Source organism: Paenibacillus radicis (ex Xue et al. 2023) (assembly GCF_024722015.1).
In the GTDB taxonomy this organism is placed as follows: domain Bacteria; phylum Bacillota; class Bacilli; order Paenibacillales; family NBRC-103111; genus Paenibacillus_S.
Genome location: NZ_JANQBD010000044.1, coordinates 17823 through 36371 on the forward strand (window position 1 = coordinate 17823; position 18549 = coordinate 36371).

The 18549-nt window shown below is 44.6% G+C and carries 9 protein-coding genes; all 9 read right to left on the reverse strand.

Translation table 11 applies throughout. The annotated features are described in order from the left end of the window. Positions 1–45: 45 nt before the first annotated feature. On the reverse strand, positions 46–927 hold the full coding sequence (locus NV381_RS35465; protein WP_258217991.1) for a carbohydrate ABC transporter permease: 882 nt from the start codon (positions 925–927) through the stop codon (positions 46–48). A 17-nt stretch (positions 928–944) separates the two neighbouring features. Further along, positions 945–1835 (reverse strand): carbohydrate ABC transporter permease, encoded by an 891-nt coding sequence (locus tag NV381_RS35470; RefSeq protein ID WP_258217992.1) that lies wholly within the window; start codon positions 1833–1835, stop codon positions 945–947. 87 nt (positions 1836–1922) lie between these two features. Then, on the reverse strand, positions 1923–3278 hold the full coding sequence (locus tag NV381_RS35475; RefSeq protein ID WP_258217993.1) for an extracellular solute-binding protein: 1356 nt from the start codon (positions 3276–3278) through the stop codon (positions 1923–1925). Positions 3279–3514: 236 nt separating this feature from the next. After that, a complete protein-coding gene (locus tag NV381_RS35480) occupies positions 3515–5116 on the reverse strand; it encodes a response regulator (RefSeq protein ID WP_258217994.1) in 1602 nt (533 codons plus the stop codon). 19 nt (positions 5117–5135) lie between these two features. Beyond that, positions 5136–6899: a sensor histidine kinase gene (locus tag NV381_RS35485; protein ID WP_258217995.1), complete on the reverse strand. Its 1764-nt coding sequence runs from the start codon at positions 6897–6899 to the stop codon at positions 5136–5138. A 79-nt stretch (positions 6900–6978) separates the two neighbouring features. After that, entirely contained in the window at positions 6979–8334 is a 1356-nt protein-coding gene (locus tag NV381_RS35490; RefSeq protein ID WP_258217996.1) for an ABC transporter substrate-binding protein, read from the reverse strand. Between the two features lie 81 nt (positions 8335–8415). Then, positions 8416–9282: a carbohydrate ABC transporter permease gene (locus tag NV381_RS35495; protein WP_258217997.1), complete on the reverse strand. Its 867-nt coding sequence runs from the start codon at positions 9280–9282 to the stop codon at positions 8416–8418. A 2-nt stretch (positions 9283–9284) separates the two neighbouring features. Next, a complete protein-coding gene (locus NV381_RS35500) occupies positions 9285–10220 on the reverse strand; it encodes a carbohydrate ABC transporter permease (RefSeq protein ID WP_258217998.1) in 936 nt (311 codons plus the stop codon). 303 nt (positions 10221–10523) lie between these two features. Continuing rightward, positions 10524–18530 (reverse strand): S-layer homology domain-containing protein, encoded by an 8007-nt coding sequence (locus NV381_RS35505; RefSeq protein ID WP_308862423.1) that lies wholly within the window; start codon positions 18528–18530, stop codon positions 10524–10526. Positions 18531–18549: the final 19 nt, after the last annotated feature.

Sequence of the window (18549 nt, forward strand, 5' to 3'; positions counted from 1 at the left end):
AAACCATATTTTATCATAGGGAACAAAAAAAGGGAGGGCGGAGAATTAACCCTTCACCGCTCCCGCTACCATCCCTTTTGTAATTTTATCAGCTAACAGAAAATAGATGATGATGACTGGCAGCGCCCCCAGTACAAGGAAAGCCCCGATCGCTCCGTAATTGACCGAATATTGGCTGACAAAGCTGTTGACGCCAAACGGCAGCGTCTTTAGCCTCTCTGATGAAATGAACGTAGCAGCCAAAATATATTCATTCCAAATGTTAATGAATGTCAGAATGCTTACCGTCATCATCGGTGGTACGGAGATTGGCAGCAGAATGCTTGTAAAGATGCGCAGCACGCCCGCGCCATCCATGATGGCCGATTCTTCAATCTCATTGGGAATCGACTTCATAAACCCGCTCAGAATGAAGATAGCAATCGGGGTCTGGAAAGCGATATACGGCAAAATGAGCGACAAATGGGTGTTGAGAATATTCATGTTCTTGAAGATGATCATCAGCGGCAGCAGAGTCGCTTGCAGCGGAATCATCAGCCCGATGAGAAATATGACCATAACCGCCTGGCCATATTTCCAGCGGAACCGGCTGATTGCGAATGATGCCAGCGAGCTGAGCAGCAGTACGCCTGCCAGCGTAACCGTGGTCACGAGCAGGCTGTTTTTCAAATAGAGAAAATAATGTCCTGATTCAATGGCATCGCTAAAATTTTTCCACTGCGGAGAAGCCGGGAGAGCGAAGAAGGCGCCTGACAAAATCTCCTCATTGCTTTTCATCGAGTACAAAAAAAGCCAGAGCAGGGGATACACCTGCGTAACTACGAGGATAGACAAGAAGCACACAACGATAATCTTCGCGAAAGAGAGCGGCTTGCGGCTGACTCTGGTGGCCGGTTGTACAGAAGCAGTGCCTGGCGCTGCCTGCATATGAATACACTCCTCTCTTACGAGAATTTGTTTTCCAATCGGGTGAATACGGTATTGATCAGAACGGTAGAAATCAGGCACAGCACGACCAGAAAGACCGCGACGGCACTGCCGTAGCCATATTTCATCGACAGGAACGACATGTTATACATATGTGTTGAGATGACGTCCGTTGCATGAGCCGGTCCGCCGCCAGTCATGACCATCACCATATCAAATGCTTGCAGGGAGCCGATGAAAGCAAGAACGATCGAAATTTTGAAGATCGGAATATTCATCGGGAATGTGATATGCCAATCCGCCTTCAGTCCCTCGGCCCCATCAATACGGGCCGCTTCATAAATATCGGCAGGAATATTCTGAATACCGGTGAATTGAATCAGCGTATGATAGCCCAAATACTGCCATAGGGCAACGAAGTAGAGGGCGTTCATAGCGATAGCAGGATCGGTGAGCCACGATCTTGTCCAGCTATGCAGATTCATCATATCCAGCACCTGGTTCAGCATTCCTCCCAAAGCCGCGGGATTGTAGATCGTCTTCCACAGCTGGCCGATGATGACTACCGACAAAATCACCGGCAAGAAGTAGCTGGACACCCAAAAGTTCGGCTTCTTGATGAATCGGCTGAGCAGAATGGCTACAAATAACGCAACGGGTATCTCCGCCATGGAAAACACGGCGAACATCAGCGTTCGGCGTACGGAAGGCCAGAATACCGGATCTGCGGACAATAAGGTGCGGAAATTTTCCAAGCCTATGAATTTTGACTCGCCAATCCCGTTCCAATCCAGCAAGCCGCTGTACAAGGATACGAGGATCGGAACGAACACGAGGCTTATATAGATTAGCAGGCAAGGCAGCACGAATGCGGCTATCGTCCATTTGGAGACTCGCAGTACCTTCACTTTGTTTAGCCTCCTTCCTTATGAATTGCAATCGGAACTTACCTCCTCGCCTCATGGTGGGCTGAAGATAAATTCCGATTCGGCTGCTTATTTTTTATTGGTTTCGTAAGCTGTTTGATGCTCCTTGGCAACATCCGCAGGCACTTTCTTCTGCACGAACAGGTTCTGGATGCTGCTCAGATGGCCTTGCGCCGTTCCCGGGTTCATCGTGTTATCGAAGGCAAGGTCACCGCCCTTCACTTGCTTGAAGAGAGCTAACACCTCCATGGCCATCTCGGAATAACCGGCTGCCTTGAAGTCTCCATCGACCTTCTGTGCCAAGCCAACTGCGCCCTTCACGGCGAATGCTTCCTTCGGGAAGTTCAGCATGAAGTAGTTGAGAAAATCCTTTGTTTCCTTTAGATGCTTGCTGTTCGCAGATATTGCAAACCCGCTGCCTGGGGCAAGCATGAATTCATCCGGGTTCCCTTTGCCATTAACCGTTGGGAACTTGAACACGCCTACTTTGCCGTTAACCGAGGAGGTTTCGATCCCGCCGGTCGCCCAGCTGCCCATAAAGTACATGGCTGCTTTACCGGTCTTGAATAAGTTCTCGCCTGCGTTATAGTCGAAGGAAGTAGCACCCTCCTGGAAAGCTCCCGCTTGGATCAAGTTCTGGAAGCTGGTTACGGCATCAACAAAAGCAGGGTCCTGGAATGTCTTCTTGCCGTCCACGACATCCTTCAGGAAGCCAGGACCGCCATTGGTGCGAAGCAGTACGTTCATGAACAGGAAGGAACCGGTCCAAGAATCCTTTTCCCCTATCGCCATCGGCTGAATACCCTTATCCTTCAGCTTCTTAACGGTGTCAACCATCTCTTCGAAGGTTTTCGGTATCTCGACCCCTGCTTGCTTGAACAGCTCCTTGTTATAGTACACAACGGCGATGTTGTTGCCGTCAGGCAGCGCATAGAGGTTGTTGTTGAACGTATACCAATCCAGAATGCCACTCTGGAAGGTGTCCTTCAGGCCGTTCTGTGCTACCATGTCGTTCAGCGGCGCAAATAGGCCCGCATCGACAAACGGCTTCATCTGAGCTGATGGGTTGACGATAGTAATGTCAGGCACTTCCTTGGAAGCGGCTTGCGTTTTGAGCTTCAGCTTTTGCTGGTCCGTGTTCAGCGAGTCCAGTTCGATCTTGATGTTCGGATTTTTCGCCTGGTAATCGTTCACAATTTTCTTCAACATACTATTCTTCGGATCCGTCGGATCAGGATAGATGTTCTGGAACGTGATGGTGATGTTGTCAACCTTCTTCTCTTGCGGCCCGCCCCCGCTGGCCGGAGTTGCGGGAGGTGTACTGCTGCTCGTTTTTCCATCACCCGCTCCCGCTCCACATGCGGTCAGACTGACGGCGAGAGTACTTGCCAGAACTGCTTGAAGTGCCATACTCTTCTTTTTCATTGTTTATCCCCCTCGGTTGTTGACTGGAATGCTTTCATTATGACTTTTTATGGGAGCCCTTACAATGTATGAAATTTAGAAATAAGGTTTGCTTTTTATAGATTATCAATATTACCAATTTTTACCACTATAATTAAAAAGTTAATTTTCTCGCTTCCGTCCCACTTCAATGTTCACGTGTGCAAGGTTTGATTTTAAAACAAAAAAAGCAATCGGAATCCCGACTGCCCTGCGCTTCAATGATCATTATTCTTATAATCCGTTGGTGAGAACCCGGTGTACTTCTTAAAACATTGACTGAAATATTGCGGATTGCTGTACCCCACTTTCTCAGCTACTTCATAGGATTTCAATCCGCTCATTCGAAGCAATTCGGTCGCTGCTTTCATGCGAATTTGCAGCAGAAAGTCACTGAACGTAATATTTTTCTCCTTCTTGAACAGAATGCTTAAGTAAGTCGGGCTGATATGTACGAAACGGGCGACCTCCTGTAGAGATAACCCCTCTGTTGCATAGTTGCTCTCGATGTAGTCGATAGCTTTATGAACCATACTTTTCGTTTGGATTTCCCGCTGACGATTCGTAATGTCTATGAAGCGACCCATCAATTGACGAATAGAGTCGAAGATTTCCTGAACCGTTTGGAACCGTTCTAACTCATTATAGTAAGTATGGAAGGACTCAAGACTATCCTTAAATTTCACATTTCGTTTCACGATTTCTTCCAGCTCTTTGAACATAAGAAGACTGATCTCAATCCCGATCAACCGGACTTGCACCAATGAAACGAATTTGATTTCAAGCACTCTTTGCTCGATGTTGTCCAGTATTGCATGAGCTTCCTTTTCCAGCCCCAGCTTTACCTTCATAACAAGCTCGTTCTCTATTCCATTTAATATAATTTCGGTTGAACAGGTGGGAGGAAGTCCCGTGTCTCCAACGGTTAACACCCTATTCGTGCCAATCATATGCCGGAATTCAATAGCTGCTTTCGCGTCACGATAAGATCGGGATACATCACCAGGATTGTCATAAATAAAACCGATACCAACCGTCACCGTCGTTTTTAAATATTTTTCTACGTTATCTCGAATCGTCTCCGCTATTTTCAGTGTCTGCTCAATGAGATCCTGTTCCCCATTCCCGTAATAAATGATGACAATCTCACCATCCTCCGAATCGAAAACAATTCCCTCATAGTTGTTTTGCACCGTCTCCTCAGCTACGTTCAATATACAATATTTCAACATTTCTTTGCCGAACCGGTTCTGATAATCAGGGTAACTGTAATCATCTGCTGTTAATAGGATAACTACATATTTGGCTCTTGGCAGCCTGAAGTTAAGAAGCTCGCTATGGGAACGAATTTCGTCCTCGGATAAGTTCTCTTTAATTAGTTTCCCAAAAAACCTTTGTCGCAGCAGCGGCATTCCTTCTATGACTTTCCGCTTCATTTCGCTCTCATATTCAAGCTCGGCCATCGCCCTTTTTGCCGTATCCAGAAGAAGCTGTGTATCGACAGGCTTTAATAAATAATCGAAAACCTTTAATTTCAACGCACGATGTGCAAGCTCAAACTCATCAAAGCTGGTCAGCATAATGATTTTCATATCCGGGAATTTTTCTTTAACAGCCTCCGTCAATTGAAAACCATCCATAAAAGGCATTCGTATATCCGTTAACAGGAGATTAGGCCGCATTTCAGCTATGAGGCTCAACGCTTCTTCCCCATCTCTAGCCGAACCGACGAGTGCAAACCCATTCTGCTCCCAAGGGACTGTACGCGATAATCCTTTTCGAATAATGCTGTCATCATCCACAATTACAACCTTCATCATCATAGCTCCCCCTCGGTGGTTATCCATAATACGGGATTTTTATCATCACGATGATACCGCCACTAAGCCTATTCTCATATAAAAGCCCATAGGATGCTCCATAGTTAAGCTGAAGCCGCTTATTTACATTACTGATGCCAAAGCCTAATACACTCCCGTTATCCTCTTCATCCCTTAAACTTCGATTAATCGCCTGCACTTCTTCTTCCGACATCCCGTTGCCATTATCCTCTACATACAACCGCACCTCTTGATTGGCTAATTCCCCCCAGATGCGTATCAAGCCTTGTCCGCGTTTTTGCTTCATTCCATGATAGATCGCGTTTTCAACTAATGGCTGTAAAGTCAGCTTAACAATATTGCAATTCATAATATCCCGTTCAATGTCGATTTCATAAGTAAAATCTTCTCCATACCGCATCTGCTGGATGTACAGATAATTTCGGATATGCTCGATTTCTTGGGAGATCGGGATAATTTCATTCCCTTTATTAATGCTCATGCGATAAAAGTTAGATAAAGCGGTTACCATTTCACCGGCATCCTTATTTTCTTCCATTTCACAAAGCTGTTTAATCGAAAATAACGTATTATACAGAAAATGCGGTTTGATCTGCGACTGCAGAACAGCCAGCTCCGCTGATCTCTTCTTCTCCTGCTCTTCCTTTACTTCTTTTAACAGATTATTAATTCTTAGCATCATCTCCTGAATCCCTCTGCTCAGTACGCCGATTTCATTAGAAGGGAATGTTTTGTAGCGGATGGACAAATTCCCCTCTTCAATGCGATTCACGGTATAGGTTAATTTAATCAAAGGCTTTGTGATGATATGAGCAACGATATTGGAAAGGACGGCGGCAAATACAATCACCAACAGCATCACAGTAATGATCACCAGTCCGATAGAATTCACTTTGTTAAACAGTTCACTTTCCGGCACGATGGCCGCGATTTTCCATTTATTAAGGCTTAAAGTATCGTACACGATCAGCATTTTTTCGCCAAATTTATTCGTAATATTGATTTGCCCTGAAGGCTCTTTGGCTATCATCAGTTCCTTTTGCAGAACCGTTTTATCGATATCGTAGCGCTCCTCTACATTTTTAAAGCTCATAACCCCGTCATCGCTTACGATACATAAATAACCGTTTGTACTGATCTTGGCATTGTTTAATAAATCGCTGAAAAAGCGGCTTTTCAAACTCATCATGAAAATTCCCTTTGTACGCGACTTATCTTTGCCGAACATGCGATATACACTGATCACCTGAGGTGCAGCCAACTTGATCTCATCATGTATATTAAGCCATTTAATTACCGAGAGGCGTTCGCTTTCTAATTTTTGGCTATAATCTTCCAAAGAAATATCTACGGTTGAAATTAGCGAATTATTTTGTTTGTATTGAGATACTCTTCCTTCATTGTAATAAAACAAAACCGAGTCCAGCATGGAATAACGTTCAAAATAAGAGTCCAATGCTTTGTTCATAAAAATGTAGTCTTCGGGTTCCAGAGCCACTCCCGGGTCATCTGTCTTATTCATAATGGAAATCCATTCGGATTTATTTTCCAGACCTATAAGCTCCGCGATAAAAGCGGTTAATTTATCACTTAGCAAGCTTTTAGTTTGGGCAATCGTGTCATTCAAATTAGTGAAAGCGTTATCTTCAAGCTGCTGTGAAGCCAGCATAAAAGATATCGTACCCGTTACTAGTACAAACACAATAATGATGGGGATAAATAACCAAAGGATCGTTGATTTTAATGAACGAAATACCGGCACAGTGATCCTCCCCCTCTAAATAACAACATTCAGGGAGAGCGAATGACCGCTCACCCCAAATGTGATGAATCCATTCTATTTATTTCTTCATGGCAGCATCGTAATCGGCTTTCGCTTTTTCCATCGAAGTAGCCCAGCCTTTAACGAACTCGTCAACCGTCATTTTGCCTGTAAGCACTCTTTGGAAGTCAGGCTCCAGCTGTTGAGTTGTAATCTTCGTGTAATCCGGCAGATGGGAAGGAAGACTTAATGCAATCGTTTCTTTATCAGCCAACACTTCTGCGCCTTGTTGAATATGCTGCGTGTTTTTCACGTAGTCGCTTTTCAGTGAATCGGTGTTGGTAGGCATTTGACCGATATTTTGATTCCAATACGTTTGGCTTTCTGCATTCATTAAGAAGCTTAAAAATTTCCATGCCTCCTGAGGATGCTTCGAGTTTTTAAACATCACTAATCCATTGGCAACCGGAACTACTACTCTTTTGCCGTTAGCCGCTTTGGGTGGAATGACACCTGCAAACTTGCCATTGCCCAGATTCGTTACGTGATCATTATAAGACCCAAAGTTATGTTGAATGATAGCCGAAGTACCGGTGTCAAACGTTGCATTCATTTCTTTATTGCTGTTAGTAACGTCACTTACAGGAGTATTCTTTTTATATAGAGCTACATACTTATTCAAAAACTCAGTAATTTTCGGATCTCTAACCGTAGCTTTACCATCAGGCGTGAAATATTCACCGATGCCGGAATAGGCATAAATCATAGAGGTCAGCTGATTGATGCTTCCGGCCCCTCCACGAATGCTGAATCCGTAACGGTTATTTTTAATATCGGTCAACTTGTCGACATCCGTGAAGAAATCGTCCCAGGTTGTTGGCGCTTTCAATCCTGCATCCTTCACCCAATCCGTTCGATACCAGAGGATGTCGAGAAACATCGTATGCGGCAAATAATACAGCTTCTTATCCGCAGTTAAGCCTCGATCGAAATCAACTATATTCGAAGCAATTTTGTCTTTATCGCTCCAATCCTTGAAATAAGGATCGAGTTCCTGTACGGCCCCTTTGGCCACAAAATCGGATAACCACACCATATTGATACCTGCTACATCGGGCGTGTCATTGGCTGCAATGGAAACATCATACTTTTGTTTAGCGCCACTTGCCGGGATACCCACATATTCAACTTGGATGTTCGGATTTTTTGCTTGGAACCGCTTAATTAGCTCTTCATAAAAAGGAGTTCGGTTCGGGCCAGGATTCTCATCCCAAAAAGTGATTTTCACATTTTCTGCAGGCTTGGAGGTTTGGGCAGCTGGTGCTGGTGCCGGGGTCCCCGTACTAGTTGCGTCTCCGCCAGTGCCGCACCCCGATAAGGTCAACGAAAAGGCCGAACCCATTACCATTAACATTTTTAGACCCTTTTTGTACATGCTAACATCTCCTTAATAATATTAATATATGCTAAATCCCTTTTCGAATAAAGACCCGAGGAGAGAATTAGTTCCAACATATTAGCCTTTTACAGCTCCTGCGCTTATCCCTTGCACCAAAAACTTTTGAACATAGGCGAACAAGATTGCCGCCGGCAGCAGAGCAATTACGCTTCCCGCAGCCAATGCCCCGTATTGAATGTCATATTCACCCTGCATATAACGAAGTCCAACCGGCAATGTGAAGAGCGCCTTTTTGCTAATCAGCATGAGTGCAAATAAGAATTCATTCCACGATCCGATGAAGGTGTAGACCATTGTCGCCACAATACCTGGCATCAGGATGGGGAAAATAACCAAGAAAACCGATTTCAAACGACTGCATCCATCTACCATTGCCGCCTCTTCAAGCTGCTCAGGAATGTTGGAAATAAAACCGCTCATTAATATAGCATTGAAGGGAAGCTGGAACGTGCTGTTAATAATGACTAATGCCATTAAATTACTGGTTAAATGCAAGGCTCTGAAGATCTCGAACATCGGAATAAGAAGCATGGCTCCTGGGATAAACTGCGTGCATAACAGCAATAGCATGAAAAGCTTCTTGCCTTTGAATTTAAATCGACTGATGGCATAGCCTACCAGGATGGAGCACACAAGCACGATCATTACAGTCAAAGCCGCTACTATTAAGCTGTTGACGAAATACTTGGAGAACCCTACGTTATTCCAGGCGATCAGGAAGTTATTAAAAGTAGCGGGCAACGGCAAGTACTGGATGGGAAGCTTGGTGATGTCGCTCTCTCTCTTAAATGCGGTGACCAGCGCCCAGAATAAGGGGAATAAAGTGAATATCATAGCCAGAAGCATCGGTATATACAATAGCCATGTTCTTTCCATTAACTTAGGAAGAATTGGGGGGGATTTCATGGTTTGCGAGTTTCTCATGCTTACTCTTCCTTTCCATATCCGCTTAATTTCAGGTAAAACACTGCAAACAGCAGCAGTATAATGAAACCAATCACGGTTAGAGCCGAGCCGTAACCAAAGTCCTGTGCGACAATCGCTTGCTTAACAATGTACATCGGGAGTGTTGTCGTTAAATCAATAGGTCCGCCTGTCCCGTTGGTCATTACAAATATTAAATCGACGTTATTGAACTCCCAGACCGCTCGCAGCAATGTCGTTAATATAATGGTCGTTTTCAAAAACGGAAGCGTAATATGGATGAACGATTTCCATCTCCCCGCTCCATCCACTACCGCTGACTCATACAAATCACCAGGGATGGTTTGCAGGCCGGCGAGAAGCGCTATTGTGAAGAACGGTATTCCTCTCCATAACTCTGCGGTTACAATTGCGGGAAATGCCGTATGTACTTCAGAGAGCCACGCAATTTTATGATCGATAAGACCAATCTTCATAAAAATATCGTTGATCGGCCCTATTTGCTCGTTGAATAGTATTTGCCACAAGGTGGAGGTTACAACCCCTGAAATGGCCCAAGGCAATATCGCTGCCGACCTGAATAATCCGCGGAATTTAAACGCTTGATTCAGCATGAGGGCGATTCCCAGCCCGAATATGAGCTGAAGAGCAACCTCGACGAACACCCATTTAGCTGAAACCCACAATGTTGAAATAAACAATTTGTCAGTCGTGAAAATGGCTTTGAAATTGTCGAGTCCTACAAATCCATTCTCATAAGCTTTCGCAGGATTAAACTTCTGCAAGCTGAAATAAAACACATTTCCTACCGGGTAGAACAAAAAGACAATAATCAGGACAATCGCCGGCGCGATCAGGATGTAAGGCAGCCACTGAATGCGCTGCTTCGGTTTTCTAACTATCGCTCGGTTTACAACGGTTGATTGATTTGCACTCACTGGGTTTCCTCCACTTCAAGACTTTTCGGATTTCACTTAATCCGCTTCTATACTTTAATTTTAAGGCAGTTAGGCTTTATAGAGAATCAAATATCATTATCAGAGTGTTTAAGTTCATTAACAGTTGTATGTCCTAAAATGCTTGTTTCTATATGAGAAGCATCCTTCAAATGTCGGGAAGTCACTTTCAAAAAAATAAAGGAGCAGGGACAATTCCCGCTCCTCTATTTATGATTTGGGTCAATCGATGTTCCCTATCCTATATATCATGTTGAAGGTAAATCCTTGTGCCAACAAACCAACTTAGTTCGTCTTGGTAAGGCCAATAAAGTCGAAGGATTGACCACTTGCAGGACCTCCAATTGTGAACCTGAACGTGCGGTTGCCAGAGGTCAAGTTGACGCTTCCGACATTTGTCAAGTACATCCCTTGGAGTGCCGTTGTCCCCACAATCTCATTTACCGAACCTACATTGGCTCCATCGACAGTTAGTTGCATAGCAGCTCTACCCGAATTACTTTTCTTGGAACCAAAAATCACATCATAGGTACCGTTTGCAGGAACATTAATCGTAAACTCGACGTATTGATTGGCTGCAGAAAAGTTCACCTGCAGATGTGTATTACTTACTGCACTGTTGCGGTCATGATTACCAGCTGTATCATCGGCTCCAGTAGACTTAGTATTACTGTTAGACGTAGTGTAGGTACCTGCAGGATCTATATCGAAAAGTACGTCCACTACGTAAACGGTATAATACACGTTTGCCGTTGCATCCTGAGATGTTACCTTCAACAGATCCCCAGTATGAAGAAGGGTATTTCCGGTCTTACTAGCGTAGACTGCATCCGTTACGGAGTAGGCTTGCGTCAACGCGTCTGAAGATTCAATCTCAGCCAAGAGATTAGCTGCGGTAATGCCTGTTTTAGTAATAATGGTCCGATCTGAATTATACACTGTTGTGACATGAGGATGCCCTGCTGCTTTTACCTGGGCATAGGTGCCTGCAGGTGATGCATTAATTGCAATGATATAAGTGGCTGTAGTCGTCCCGTCTGCAGCAGTTACAACTAACTTATCCCCGTTCACAGCGTTAGTTTTAGGTGCACCTCCGGCTGCATTTGTAACCGTATACGTTTGAGTTGTTCCGTCTGTAGATTTCAACTGGCCAGCTATTGTTGTAACTGCAGTAGCGACCCCTGATGTTGCAATTCTTCGGTCTGTGTTATTTACAGCAATGACTGTCGTATTGCCGGCATTCAGCTGTAAATTCGTGGTAGGCAAAGCTATGGAATACTCCTTGCTCGCTACCCCATCGGCTGCCGTAACCTTCAGAATATCACCGGCTGCAAGCACATCCGTCGATAACTTAGGTGTATTCCCCGAATTCGTAACAACGTAATTCTGAATCGACCCATCAGCAGAAGTAATTTGTGCCAACAGATCAGCAACGGTTGTATTTGCTGCGATAACAATGGATACTGCATTCACTACTTTTAAATTAGGATGCGTTGCGTTCAGAACAACATTCGTATTGTTGCTAACGGCCAGTGCCACATGGATCGTATAAGTAACTTGAGCAGCTCCATCCGCAGCCGTTATAACTAATTTATCACCTGTGACAAGCGAACCCGAATTTTTGGCGGCATTACCTGCATCCGTGACAGAGTAGGCTTGTGTCGAGCCGTCGGATGATACGATTTGAGATTTGACATCCGCTACTGTTGAATTGGAAGTTACGTTTACGGTTTTTGCCGCATTATCGACCGCCGTCACGTTGGGATGACTTGATGACAATTGAATATTGGTATTGGTACTCACTGCAACAGTGATGGTATAAGTTGCTTTCGTCGTTGCGTCAGATGCCGTGACAACCAACTTATCCCCGCTAACAAGCACTCCAGTGCTTTTTGCAGCGTTTCCTGAATCTGTTACTGTATAAGCCTGTGTTGAACTGTCTGTAGAACTTACCTGTGCAAGGATTTGCGCTACGGTAGTTCCGCTTACGGTAGTAATTGTATGATTCGTTGTATCGACCGCCGTCACATTCGGATGGCTCGTAGCCAGCTGAATATTCGTGTTCGTTGATGGAGCGGTCACCGTTACCTTAGTAAACTTGATGTAGTCGATAACGATCGAGCCGGCGCTAGTTGCAACAAATCTCACCGGGTAGCTGCCTGCAGCCGGCAAGGTCACCTGACCCAGATCTACCGGAATAAATAAATTGGCTGTCGTATTATTAAAGTTGACAGGTATGCCCCTGGACTCTCCGTTAACATAGGCCTGAACGGTAGCCCTTCCAGTCGCACTGGTCTTATATTGATAAGACACATTATAGGTGCCTGCCGAAGGAACCGGAATACTGAATTCAATCCACTCCCCAATTGGCACAGCATTCGTTTGTAGATAATAAATCCCATTGGTTGAAGAGGATGAAGTTGTAATGCTAGGGATACTTTTTATGACTGAAGTTAGCTGTGATTCGCCTTCCACCAAAATTTCGAGCGGAACAACAATACTATAATTTTTCTTGGTTATCCCATCTTGAGCGGTTACGACAAGAATATCTCCCGTCTCCAGCATTCCCGAATTCTTCACTGCGTTAGACGAATCGGTTACCGAGTAAGTCTGTACCGTCTCATCCGTTGATTCTAGTTGGGTAATGATATCGGCTACTGTAGTTCCCAAAGTTGCCGTAATTGCATTAGTGGCTTTATCCAAATTCGTTAGATTCGGGTGACCAGCTACTTTTAATTGAATCCAAGTATTGTGCGGGTCCTGCACCTTCATATTCGGATAGGTTTGTTTACTTGCCACCGTTACATTATTCAGATCTGCAAGAGAAGTAAGCTCATTGCCCCACGTATTCTTGAAATAAGAAGAATTCTTAAGCGTTATATTACTTGCATTCTTTAGCTGTATAACATTGGGGTTACCTGTCCCGCTGACCATTTTCATATTATCAATGGTAGCGTTCTTTACATCATCCAGAACGATGGCATATCGATCATCGTTTACCTCAAATTTTGTGTTCACATTTGTAAAAGTAAGACCGTCCACATGTCTTGCCCAGAAGCCATAGGATGGCTGCTCCCCAATGTCTCCAATGTTGTATTTACCAACACCTAGCTCCGGAGGACTAATTTCTGAGTCCGCAAAGCTATTTCCGCCCTTTACTAACACGTCAACATTTTCAAAGTGGAGGTTCTCAATATAGCCAATATTCCGTCCATCCGGCAGTGTGGGTCCGCCCTCACCAACCTTGTAGCCTGCAATGATTGGCGTTGCCTTAGTCGTAGGATTGCCGCCGTATGCTTTCCATCTCTTGGACGGGTCGCCATACTGACTTCCTTGATAAACCTCTTCAATATTAACATCCTTAATGAATACATTTCTTACATGTCCGATATTTACATTCGTGCTTAACAGTTCGTCTCTCACCAAGCCATTCTCTGTAAACTTCATTCTTGTAGCTTGGCCGCCGATCACACGTCCCCTGTTTGAAATAGAAATAAAGAAAGGTGCCCGCGTACGTTTCATTTGAGCTTTATGGTGTATTGGACCTGTCTGCCCATAATTCAAATAAATATTTTCGATGTGACCGCCATCATTCGTTGAAATAGAGAATCCTGCTTTATTTCCTGCTAGTACGTAAATATTATCTACATAAGCATTTTTAATATCGTCTACAGTTTCGCTGCCAATTTGGAATAGATTGCAATTCGTGTCTCCGATAATATTACGAACGTAGAAATCGGTCGCAGGTCTTGTAAAGCCTAGTGAGGAGTCACTGCCTGGTTTTACAATATCATCGGATGTACCTTTGGCATAAATATTTTTAGCTGTAACATAGCTGCTTTGCATATAGTCAAAAACATCTCTGGCGCCGCCGCCACTACCTTTATCATAATAAAAGTCATGCGTGTTGATATAATCCGTACCGGTTGCAAGCATTGCAAAATGCCCTGCTCTATCCACTCTTAGCATATTGCTGATGTCTGTTTGCTTAACTTCATTCGTACCGTCCGGGTTAATGCTTTTGATATAATAAGGCTCGTCAGTCGTAGGTGAATTTGTCTCTTCGTACCACAGGTCTAGCCCATTGTCCAAACCGCCAAATTCAAAATTTGTACACAGCTTTACCGTAACCATCTTGTCTGTACGACTGTCCGGATTATTATCCATGACTCCATCGCTGGTCTGCAGATTCCCGTTTCCTGTGATTTTACCATTTCCAATAATCTTGATATTATCTAATCTTTCCCCAAAAAACATACTGTTTCTAAAGTAATGATGACCTACGTCTTGCTTCGTCAAGTAGTTTTCAGGATCCTTGTATGGACCTGTTGACGTTGCGGATGTGCCAGAGCGGTATCCTTTATCTGAGAAATACGTTGTCTCCGGAGCATCACCGCCTTTTAAAGCGGATATTGTAGCATCCTTGTTAACATAAAGGTATACATTGCTTTGAAGATGAACGGTTCTCACATTGAAAGTACCGCCTTCAAATAGCAGCGTACCACCGCCTAATGAATTCAGGTATATAATGGCGTCATTAATGGCTTGTGTTTCATCAGCTTTACCATCACCCTTGGCACCCATCAGCTTGGCATTGAATTTGCCTGTATAAAATTTTGCAAGGTTAGAGTCTCCATTATTCTCGCCGCCAGCAACAGCAAGCTTAAAGTAATACTCTGTATTCGGAGTAAGGTTTGCAACCTCCACGACTTCACTTTGAGCACTAACTGCAGCATTGCTTTCTGTCCATGTTACTCCCTTATCCGTTGACTGCATCAGCTTAATGGAAGCCGCATTTTTAGCTGCACTCCAGTTGAACTTTGCCTTTGTGTAAGTGTCGCTGCTTTCCTTATAGGTGAGGCTCTTATCCAATATTCTATTGAAATTGCTGACTGTATTTACTGCGCTTAAATTTACTCCGCCCCACGGACTTGTTAACACTTCCGGCTCAGCTGTCTTGTAAGAAGCTTCAAATCCATAGCTGCCAGCAGCTACTTTCACACCTTCGAAAGTAATTTGAAGATCTGCTCCATTGGCCGGTCTTAGATCAAGTCCCTTAAATGTAATGAGCTGGCTTCCATCAGCATTGTTATCAATACTAACTGTACCAACCTGCTGGAATCGGTATCCTGCCCCCACTCTGCCAATAGATTGTGTGGCAAGTCCTGAAAGCTTCACCTTACCTCTGCCAATTACGTTTACCGTTGTGTTGTCCATAGTAGCATTGATACCCTTTGGAACCTTAAGTGCAACCTCTACTGCCGGACTTCTCATTCCTGCAAAGAAATTCAAAACAACGTCAGATTGCGTATTTGCAGTTATAACGCTATTGATTAGCTGCATCTGCCCCCTTAACGCGCCTTGTATGACATTTACCGTATAATCTCGAGAAGCTTGCCCTGCACTTACAGTTAAAATGTCACCCTGTGCTATGGGATCAGACATTTTTTTAGCCCCACCTGCACCCTTGACTACATAGGTCTGAGGATTAGAAGTCTTAGAAGTGATTTGATTAAGCAATTCCTCCACTGATTTTACAGTCATTGTGGTAAGGCCTGCACCCTCAGCTGTATCAACTGTATAAATATAGGTGCTCCCTGATGTAATGTTAATTACATCTCCTGAAATATCACTAACATAGTTATATCCTAATTCTTTCAATTGGATATCCGTATCACCTGTGACCACGCTGCTCTTTGCTGGCACTACTACCGCAATGCTTGCTGTGCTCGCTTTGGAACTATCGGAGGTTCTCGTTACCTCCAATACGAGATTCACTGTTGTTGCTGCAGTTGGAGGAACAATCGTTCCATTAAGTGCAATAACGCCTGTGTTGCTTGAAGTCTTGATCGCTACAGTAAAACCTGGTGGTACGACTGGCAGCGTTAATGCAGTTGCGTCCTTCGCTGGTGCTACGATCGTCGTAATTGCCCCGGCAACCTCTGCTGCTGTTTGTTGTACTACGCTTTTCGCTGGCACTACTACCGCAATGCTTGCCGTGCTCGCTTTGGAACTATCGGAGGTTCTCGTTACCTCCAATACGAGATTCACTGTTGTTGCTGCTGTTGGAGGAACAATCGTTCCATTAAGTGCAATTACGCCTGTGTTGCTTGAAGTCTTGATCGCTACAGTAAAACCTGCCGGTACTGTCGGCAGCGTTAACGCAGCAGTGTCCTTTGCAGGTGCTGCAATCGTAGTAATTGCCCCGGCAACCTCATCTGCTGTTTGTTGTACTACGCTTTTCGCTGGCACTACTACCGCAATGCTTGTAGTGTTCGCTTTGGAATTATGGGAGATTCTCGTTACTTCTAATACGAGATTCACGGTTATATCTGCAGCTTGAGGAGCAACGGTCCCATCAAGAGCAATTACGCTTGTATCACTTGAAGTCTTGATCGCTACGGCAAAGCCTGGCGGCACGTTTGGCAGCTTTAACGCAGCAGCATCCTTCGCGGGTGCTGCAATCGTAGTAATTGCCTTCGCGACTTCTTCTGCCGTTTGTTGAACTACGCTTTTTGCAGGCACTACTACCGCAATGCTTGCCGTGCTCGCTTTAGTACTATCGGATACTCTTGTTACTTCCAATACAAGATTTACTGTTGTATCTGCAGCTTGAGGAGCAACGGTCCCATCAAGAGCAATTACGCTTGCATCACTTGAAGTCTTAATCGCTACGGCAAAGCCTCCCGGTACCGTAGGCAGTGTTAACGCAATAACATCCTTCGCAGGTGCCGCAATCGCCGTAATTGTTCCTGCAACTTCTTCTGCCGTCTTGCTTATGGCAGTTGGATTGCTCGAGCTCCTTCTGGAAGAGCCTCCTGTCGGCGTTGGTGCTGCGGCAACACTCGATTTAACCCCATCTGCTACGGCAACTTTTGCCGGATTTGTTTCTATCTTGACACCATCCACATTTATTGTAGCGGTTTCAATTTTGCCTGTTCCTTTGACTTCGATTGGGGCATCTATTTTGAAGTTCGTAACAGCCGAGTCTGAAGCCATTTGCACGGATGTGCCCTCAGCCGATTTTTGTATATCGACATTGCCCACTGTACCACCCGAAAGATCAATCGTCGCCTTCGATTGGACATTGAGCTGGCTCACATTCCCGTTCAATACTTTCACATTTGAGCCAACCGCGTTCTCCTTCACATCAATTTTACCAACGGAGCCATCTATAACTTGGACCGTAACGCCGGGAACTTCAACTGAAACATCGGCAAAATTACCATCCAGCTTAATTTCTTGATTCGCGGAAATAGTCCCAATAACTTGGACATCCCCGAAGCCTTTGCCGGTTTTATTTTCTGTCTCCAATTTGGCACCGGAGTTCAGCTGTACATGGGGTATATCAGATGATCCTTGCATAACGATACGAACTTTACCATCATTTTTAATAACGAGCAGCGTTCCTGCCAACGAAGAATTATTAATAACAATACTATGCTCGCCTCCGCCTCGAACAACGGTACGGCCTTTTACTGTGACATTATCCATGGAAACGTTGCCATCTCCAACGCCAGGAGTAATAAACAAATCACCTGAAATCGTCATGTTTTTCAGGTTAACGTCTTTTGTATTGATCACCAGATTGGAGTTCACATTTCCAGTGTAGGTACTTGCTGTATGTTTCAATTCACCAACAACGCTGTCAATCATTTTCACAAATTCGGCTCTCGTGATATTGGCCAATGGATCAAAAGAGCCATCCTCGCGACCTGAAACATATCCGCCTTCAAGCAATGCATTGACATTGTCCTTGCTCCAGCTTGCGATTTTGCTTGTATCGGTAAACCGGTCTGACGCTTTTTTGTCCTGAGCTTTTAAATCGAATGCCCTGGAGAGGATCACCGCAGCTTCCTGCCGACTGATTTGTGCTTCCGGCTTGAAATTCCCCTTATCATCTCCAAATACGATACCTGCAGCTACTGCTCTGGATATGTCCTTGGCATACCAGGCATTGGAGGATACATCGGGAAAGCTCTGGGTCCCCTCGGTTGGATAAGCCAGAACTCTGTTCACCAGGGAGACAAATTCCGATCTGGAAATGGGTACGTTAGGCTTGAAGGTACCGTCTTCATAGCCATTGATAATTCCTTTTTGAGACCAATTGCCGATCTCCTTGGACGCCCAATGATTGGATATGTCTGAGAATGTTACCTTTACTGTTGAGTCAGTTAAGGCCGCTATTGTCTTTGTTGTCTCGGCATTTGCCGCTAATCCTGTCGTTGCCATCGAGAATACCATCGATAACACTAGGAACGAAGCAACCGTTTTCCTCGTCTTGCGTAGCATGTCTAATCCCCCTTTTATC

What these genes read in the sequence shown, in the direction of transcription:
- NV381_RS35465 (WP_258217991.1), bottom strand. Translation starts at nt 927, where the DNA reads ATGCAGGCAGCGCCAGGCACTGCTTCTGTACAACCGGCCACCAGAGTC.
- NV381_RS35475 (WP_258217993.1), bottom strand. Translation starts at nt 3,278, where the DNA reads ATGAAAAAGAAGAGTATGGCACTTCAAGCAGTTCTGGCAAGTACTCTC.
- NV381_RS35480 (WP_258217994.1), bottom strand. Translation starts at nt 5,116, where the DNA reads ATGATGAAGGTTGTAATTGTGGATGATGACAGCATTATTCGAAAAGGA.
- NV381_RS35490 (WP_258217996.1), bottom strand. Translation starts at nt 8,334, where the DNA reads ATGTACAAAAAGGGTCTAAAAATGTTAATGGTAATGGGTTCGGCCTTT.
- NV381_RS35495 (WP_258217997.1), bottom strand. Translation starts at nt 9,282, where the DNA reads ATGAGAAACTCGCAAACCATGAAATCCCCCCCAATTCTTCCTAAGTTA.
- NV381_RS35505 (WP_308862423.1), bottom strand. Translation starts at nt 18,530, where the DNA reads ATGCTACGCAAGACGAGGAAAACGGTTGCTTCGTTCCTAGTGTTATCG.